Source organism: bacterium (assembly GCA_024224155.1).
Lineage (GTDB): Bacteria > Acidobacteriota > Thermoanaerobaculia > Multivoradales > JAHEKO01 > CALZIK01.
Window position 1 is genome coordinate 1 of sequence record JAAENP010000548.1, and the last position, 2,647, is coordinate 2,647.

At 66.1% G+C, this 2,647-nt stretch carries 3 protein-coding genes; all 3 read left to right on the forward strand.

Going from position 1 to position 2,647, the window contains the following annotated elements; translation table 11 throughout:
- Positions 1 to 237, forward strand: a 237-nt coding sequence (locus GY769_25315) for a hypothetical protein (protein MCP4205244.1), incomplete at its 5' end; no start/stop codon positions are given.
- Between the two features lie 84 nt (positions 238 to 321).
- Entirely contained in the window at positions 322 to 1,764 is a 1,443-nt protein-coding gene (locus GY769_25320) for an IS21 family transposase (GenBank protein ID MCP4205245.1), read from the forward strand.
- Between the two features lie 11 nt (positions 1,765 to 1,775).
- Positions 1,776 to 2,531: an ATP-binding protein gene (locus GY769_25325; GenBank protein ID MCP4205246.1), complete on the forward strand. Its 756-nt coding sequence runs from the start codon at positions 1,776 to 1,778 to the stop codon at positions 2,529 to 2,531.
- Positions 2,532 to 2,647: the final 116 nt, after the last annotated feature.

A 2,647-nucleotide genomic window follows, 5' to 3' on the forward strand; every position in this document is an offset into this window, starting at 1 on the left:
CGCCCGCTGGATCAGCGGCTGTTCGAGATCGGTGAGTCCGTGGTGTTGCCGATCGATGTCGGCAAGATGCGGCGGGAGCGTGTGCCGCGGACGGTGGCGGCAGAGCTGTACGGCATCGTGGAGCTGGTGAATATGGAGCCTCTGGCCGAGGCGATCGCCAACCTGCAGAAGGTTGCTCGGACGAGCGAGGAGGAGCTGCGCGAGGAGTTCTTCGAGCGGCACGGGGTCAGCGCATGAGCCAGCCCTGGACATGGCGGGCGATGCTGCCAGCATCGGCCGATGATCACAGACCATCAAGTTCGACTACTGAGGCAAAAGCGCATGGAAGGTAAGAGCCAAGAAGCGGCGGCGGCAGCTGCCGGGATGAGCGTGCGTTCCGCGCGCAAGTGGGAGCAAGGCCCGATGCCGTCGGAGGCTCGCCAGCCACGCTGGTGGCGCACGCGTCCGGACCCTTACGCGGAGGTGTGGGAGCAAGACGTGGTGCCGCTCCTGGAGGCGGACCGCAAAGGCGAGCTCCAGGCGAAGACGATTTTCGAGGAGTTGGAGGCGCTCTACCCTGGCCGTTTCAAGCCAGGCCAGCGCCGGACCCTGGAGCGCCGGGTGCGCGACTGGCGGGCGTTGTCGGGTCCGGAGAAAGAAGTCTTCTTCCCACAAGATCACCCGCCCGGTCGCGAGGGGGTGTTCGACTTCACCCGCGCGACAAAGCTGGACGTGCGCATCGCCGGGGAACTGCTCGTTCACCTGCTGTTCGTCTTCAAGCTCAGCTGTAGCGGCTGGACGTGGGCGCAGGTGGCGTTCGGGGAGACCTACGAGGCGATGGTGGAGGGTCTGCAGGGAGCGCTGTGGGAGCTAGACGGAGCCCCGGAGATCGCTCGCCATGACAACTTGTCGGCGGCGACGCATGAGCTGAAGCGCAGCGGTGGACGGTCGCTGACACGGCGCTTCAAGGGCGTGCTGGATCATTACGGGCTGCGCTCGACGCGGATTCGCCCAGGCGAAGCGCACGAGAACGGGGTGGCGGAGAAGAGCAACGACCTGGTCAAGCAGGCGCTGACCCAGGCGCTGGTGTTGCGCGGCAACCGGGACTTCCTCAGTGTGGCGCAGTACCAGGCGTTCGTCGATGAAGTGATCGAGCGCACGATCAACCGGCCGCAGGCCGCCGAGCTTGCTGTGGAGAAGTCTTGCCTGCGAGCCTTACCGTCGGCGCGGGTGCCGTCGTACACGACGTACCGCCCGAAGGTGCGGCGTTGGTCGACGTTACGCCTCGGCAAACGATCCTACTCGGTGCCGTCGCGGCTGATCGGCCACGAGGTGGAGGTGCGCCAGTATGCCAACCACCTCGAGGTTTACTACCGCGGTCGGCGCGTGGAGACGATGCCGCGGCTGCGCGGGGATCAGGTGGTACGCATCGACTACCGCCACGTCATCTGGTCGCTGGTGCGCAAGCCGGGGGCGTTTGCGCGCTACTGCTACCGCGAGGAGCTGTTCCCGTCGCTGGTGTTTCGTCGTGCCTACGACGCACTACGCCGCTGGCGCGGGGAGCGGGCCGACGTGGAGTATGTGCGGATTCTGCACCTGGCGGCCAGCACCTTTGAGGCTGACGTCGAGCAGGCTTTGAGCTTGCTGCTGGAAGCTGGCGAGCGCTTCGACTACGTGGCGGTCAAAGCGCTGGCGCAGCCCGAGCCGATCACGGTGCCGGCGGTGCACATTCCCGAGCCGGACCTGTCGGTCTACGACGCTTGCTACCTGGGAGCCGGGCGATGAGCCAGCCAACGATGCCGACACCGGAGCAAGCCGGGGAGCAACTCGGCGCTCTGGCGCAGGCCTTCCGACTGTCGACGATCGCCGCGGAGCTGGTGCCGCGGGTGCAGCAAGCCGGCCAGGAGGACATCCTGCCGTTGCTGCTGGAGATCTTCGAGATGGAGCAAGAGGACCGCCGGGCGCGTCGTGTGGAGCGTCTGCGGCGCGCCGCGAAGCTACCGCCGGGCAAGACGTTCGCGGCCTTCGACGATCGTCGTCTGCCCCGGCCCTTGGCCCGTCAGCTGCGCGAGCTCGCCGGAGGCGCCTTCTTGGAGCAGGCCGTCAACGTGCTCGCCTTCGGCCTGCCCGGCACGGGCAAGACCCATAGCGCCTGTGCTCTGGGGCATGCGCTGGTCGAGGCTGGCCACTCGGTGCTTTTCATCCCGACCTACAAGCTGGTGCAGGACCTGCTCGCGGCCAAGCGCGACCTCGAGCTGCCGCGAGCCCTGCGCAAGCTCGACCGATTCGAGCTGCTGATCCTCGACGACATCGGCTATGTCCGGCAGGACGCCGAGCAGGTCGAGGTGCTCTTCACCCTGATGGCAGAGCGCTACGAACGTCGCTCGATGCTGATCACCTCCAACCTGGTCTTCAGCCAGTGGGATCGGATCTTCAAGGACCCGATGACCACCGCGGCGGCGATCGACCGTCTCGTCCATCACTCAGTCGTCCTCGAGTTTAATGTCGAGAGCTACCGGACTCGCCAAGAAGATCGAGAGACAGGCGCATGAGGCATGACCTGTGGAAGCTGCCGCGTCTGACGGTCCTATGGAAGGGCTGGCGCTTCGCTTGGAAAAGTGCCGAGCCACTTTTCCACAGCCCTCCCACAGGACCTTGGAAATCGCTC

Excerpts from the sequence above, each read along its gene's own strand:
- GY769_25320 (MCP4205245.1), top strand. The coding sequence starts at position 322 with ATGGAAGGTAAGAGCCAAGAAGCGGCGGCGGCAGCTGCCGGGATGAGC.
- GY769_25325 (MCP4205246.1), top strand. The coding sequence starts at position 1,776 with ATGCCGACACCGGAGCAAGCCGGGGAGCAACTCGGCGCTCTGGCGCAG.